Here is a 3,800-nt window from a genome sequence, read left to right on the forward strand (position 1 = left end):
GAATCCATTTCACCGCGTCCGACCTGGCCCGTACCCGGCTTCAGGGCACGCTCGGCCCTGTCGCCGAGGGCGCCTTCGCGCTCGGGGTGCTGGCCGGATCGGGCCACCCCGACTACGCGCGATGGCGCGCCGAAGTTCTCGGGAGGTTGCGCGCACGCGCGTCCGTGGGGCCGGCTCCCGGCCAGTGGATGCGCAGCGTCAAGGCCCCGGACGACCTGCTGTTCCTGCTGGAACGCGGGCAACTCACGGGCGGTTCGGGGTCGTTCAGGTCCCGTGCGGACACCGCCCGGCTGGCGCTGGACGTCTGGCGGGCCGGGGTCGCCCCGTACTGGGACCGAATCCAGGAACGGCTGGAGGCCGAGTGCGACGCACTCGGCCGGACCGCCATGGCCGGGGGCATGGAACGACTGCTCGCCACCCTGCACCCGAAGGGCGTGTGGAACGGGTCGGTCCTGGAAATACCCGACGGCCCCGACCGCGACATCCACCTCGACGGCCAGGGGCTGCTGCTGTGTCCTTCGGTCTTCCTGCCGGGCCGGGTCGGCAGGGTCGTGGAGTCCGAGCGAGAGACCGGAATGACCGCCCTCGTCTTCGCCGCGCCCGCCGCTTCGATGCGTACCGCCGACCTGTGGGGCAGCCCCGACAACAGCGTCCAGGCACTCAGCGCGCTGATCGGTCAGACCAGAGCGGCGGCACTGCGGGCGGTGACCGCGGCCTGCACCACCAGCCAGCTCGCCGCCCGGCTCGGCATCTCCTCGGCGGGCGCCAGCCAGCATGCCGCGATCCTGCGGCAGTCGGGCCTGATCACCACGCGCAGGGCGCGCAACAACGTGCTGCACACGGTGACTCCGCTGGGGATGGCACTGCTCGGCGGCAGGCTGCGGGACACGATGCCGGCGGCGGACCTCGTGCCGGGGTCCGCCGCGAGCTGACCCGTGGCCACGGACACCGGGCCCTTCGACCCGGCCCGCCGACGCCCCCCGTCAAGCCGCCGGCCAGCTGCGGAACTGCCGGAGGCCGTACAGGAGCGGCGACTTCTCACCACGCCCGGTGACCCGGCGGACCCGGCCGTACACCGTCATGTGATCGCCCACCCGCTGGGTGAGGAGCACCTCGCAGTCGGCGACGGTGTGGGCGTCCCGCGTCAGGTGCGGTCCGGCCGCCCCCGGGCCGGCCTCCCACGCGACCATGTCGAAGCGGCGCTGATTTCCGGAGGCGAAGAGCACCGCGGTCTCCTGGGCGCCGGCGTGCAGCAGGTTCACCGCGAAGGCACCCGAGGCCAGGACCGCGTCGAGCGTAGGGCTGCCGCAGCGAAGGTTGACCAGGAGGACGGGTGGTTCCAGGGAGACGCTGCACACCGATGAGCAGGTCATGCCGCGCCGCGCACCGTCCTGGTCGGTGGTGGTGACGACACTGACGCCCGTCGGGAACCCGCTCATCATCGTCCGGAACTCTTCGGGGGCCGCAGCTGTCGAGATTTCGACTGCCGACTCGGTCATCGCACTCTGCCTTCCTTCGGTACGGGCACCGGCCAGGGGCCGTCCGTGGTGAGGCCGCCGGCCGGCCCCAGCACGGACGGCTCGACGAGATACGGCATCGAGGTGTCAGCGCATCGAGGAGAAGTACTCGTATGCCTTCGGCAGCGTCTCGGTGAGGTGCCGGGTCTTCTCCCGTACGGCCTCGAACTCCCGCTGCGCGGCACTCGAATCCGAGAGCCCCAGCGCGGGCGACGGCTTCAGCTCGAAGCCGCCGGTACCGAGCAGGATGCACTGGTACGAGTACGGCGGCAGGCCGTGGTAGTAGGGGAAGACCGTCTCGCTGTCGGGCAGCTGCGTCTTCCACTTCTCGATGCGCTCGGCCAATCCGTCGGGAATCTTGCGGGTCTTGGTGTCCCGCCAGTACTGGGTGTCGTTCCGCTTGGCACCCAGGTAGTGCATCACCAGGAACTCCCGCACACCGTCCATGACGTGGGCGACGGAGTCGTTGTACCGGTCGCGGTGGGTCGGGTCCCAGTCGTCGGCGGGGAAGTTCTTCACGAGCTGCTCGATCGCGTGGTGAATGAAGAAGATTCCGGTCGACTCCAGCGGCTCCACGAAACCGCTGGAGAGGCCGATGGCCACACAGTTCTTCACCCAGGAGTTGCGGGTGCGGCCGATGCGCATCTTGATGTGATTGGCCTCGACGTCGTTCGCGGCGGGGCCGACGAACTCACGCAGCGTGCGTTCGGCGTCCTCGGGCGACAGGTAGTCCTTGGCATAGACGTATCCCGTGCCGACGCGGCCCATCAGCGGGATCGTCCAGATCCAGCCGGCGTCCTGGGCGGTGGCGGTGGTACAGGGACGGATGCCGCGCTTCTCCATGTCCATCGGGACCTGAAGCGCGACTGCGCTGTCGTTGGGCAGGGTGTCCTGGTACGAGATGAACGGCTCTTCCAGGGCCTTGTTCACCAGTACTCCGCGGAACCCGGTGCAGTCGATGAACAGATCACCGGTGAGATCGCCGTGCTCGGCGGTGTTCACCCCGGATATGTAGCCGAGCTCGTCGAGGTCGACCTTGTTGACGTCGTCGATGATGTGCTTGACGCCGCGCTCCACCGAGTACTTCGTGAGGTACTTCGCCAGCAGGGAGGCCTCGAAGTGGTAGGCGTACGGGAACTGTGTCTTGCCCTGGTGCTCGGACATCGTCAGACCCTGCATCTCGTCCGCGCCCTCGTCGAAGGGCTGGTCGATCAGGGTGCCGTCGAGCCGACGCGGGCTGAGGCCGGCGTCGATGACCGACGCCATGACGAAACAGTCCTTGTCGAAACGGTCCGTCGGCCCCTCCTTGAGCCACCAGTCGGTCAGCGGGAAGCCGTTGACCGAGCGCATCTGCTCGAAGGGGTGGTAGAAGTAGTGCCCCTTCTCGCGCCAGTTCTCGAAGCGCACAGCCAGCTTGTAAGTGGCGTTGCAGGCAGGCATCCAGTCCTTCTCCTTGAGTCCCAGGAACTCGAAGAAGTGCCGGATGTCACTGAATGTGGCCTCGCCCACGCCGACTGATCCGACATTTCCGGACTCCACCAGTGTGATGTCGATCCGGTCGCCGAAAGCGGCCTTGAAGTAGGAAGCGGTCATCCAACCCGCCGTACCGCCACCCACGATGACAACTCTGTTGAGCATGCGAGACCCCAATCCGGAAACCCTGCGGAGTGCAGATGGAATTGACACTAGGCGCCAGAAGGGAAGATGGGTACATCATTAAGTTTCCAGTGAATGTTGCAGGTGGGCCTCGTGGTATCGGTCAAATGTAGCCGACGTATAGGAATTCCACGGAAGGGTCCGTGATTCTTGCGGTGAGTTCCAATAGGGTTCCGGGAGGACATCTCGTGTCCTATTCGATTTTCTGTCACGCGAGGAGACCCTTTTGATGCGCATCATTCCCAAAGCAGCCGGCGCGGTGGCTGCCGCTGCGGCCTTGACCCTGTCGGGATTCCTGGCCGCTCCGGCCCAGGCGCAGGTGGTTCAGACCCAGGCGCTGCAGACCTCCGGGTACTGTGACGGTTTCAGTCGCTACTATTCGGCCAGTGGCAGCGGTTACCAGCCTGGCCAGGCGATAGTGGTCAGCTTCGGCTCATCCGCGGACAGGCCCGACGTCAACCTGGTGGTGAAGGCTGATGGGACCTGGTTCTCCGGGCATGACGGGTACATCGGGGACTTCTACATCTCGGTCCATGACACCCAGGGCAATGTGCTCGCCAAGGGGGTGTGGAGCGGAAGTTGCAGTATCTGGGGATGACTCTGTCTCTCCACTGACAAACAGCAGGG

4 protein-coding genes are annotated in these 3,800 nt (G+C 66.6%); 2 read left to right on the forward strand and 2 right to left on the reverse strand.

Annotated elements, in window-relative coordinates; translation table 11 throughout:
- Nucleotides 1-2: 2 nt before the first annotated feature.
- On the forward strand, nucleotides 3-932 hold the full coding sequence (locus ACWGIG_RS37645; protein ID WP_453326225.1) for an ArsR/SmtB family transcription factor: 930 nt from the start codon (nucleotides 3-5) through the stop codon (nucleotides 930-932).
- 51 nt (nucleotides 933-983) lie between these two features.
- Here the strand turns inward: ACWGIG_RS37645 and ACWGIG_RS37650 are convergent, their stop codons facing one another.
- Both ACWGIG_RS37650 and ACWGIG_RS37655 read right to left on the reverse strand, forming a co-directional pair.
- Nucleotides 984-1,499, reverse strand: coding sequence for a flavin reductase family protein (locus tag ACWGIG_RS37650; protein WP_453326226.1), 516 nt, complete (start codon nucleotides 1,497-1,499; stop codon nucleotides 984-986).
- 105 nt (nucleotides 1,500-1,604) lie between these two features.
- Nucleotides 1,605-3,155, reverse strand: a complete 1,551-nt coding sequence (locus ACWGIG_RS37655; protein WP_453326227.1) for a tryptophan halogenase family protein — start codon at nucleotides 3,153-3,155, stop codon at nucleotides 1,605-1,607.
- 247 nt (nucleotides 3,156-3,402) lie between these two features.
- Here ACWGIG_RS37655 and ACWGIG_RS37660 point away from each other — a divergent pair, with 247 nt between their 5' ends.
- On the forward strand, nucleotides 3,403-3,771 hold the full coding sequence (locus ACWGIG_RS37660; protein ID WP_453326228.1) for a hypothetical protein: 369 nt from the start codon (nucleotides 3,403-3,405) through the stop codon (nucleotides 3,769-3,771).
- Nucleotides 3,772-3,800 lie beyond the last annotated feature (29 nt).

Source organism: Streptomyces sp. NPDC054863, assembly GCF_053610825.1.

Bases quoted from the DNA above. Each gene is read 5' to 3' on its own strand.
- ACWGIG_RS37650 (WP_453326226.1), bottom strand. From the start codon at position 1,499: ATGACCGAGTCGGCAGTCGAAATCTCGACAGCTGCGGCCCCCGAAGAG.
- ACWGIG_RS37660 (WP_453326228.1), top strand. From the start codon at position 3,403: ATGCGCATCATTCCCAAAGCAGCCGGCGCGGTGGCTGCCGCTGCGGCC.
- ACWGIG_RS37655 (WP_453326227.1), bottom strand. From the start codon at position 3,155: ATGCTCAACAGAGTTGTCATCGTGGGTGGCGGTACGGCGGGTTGGATG.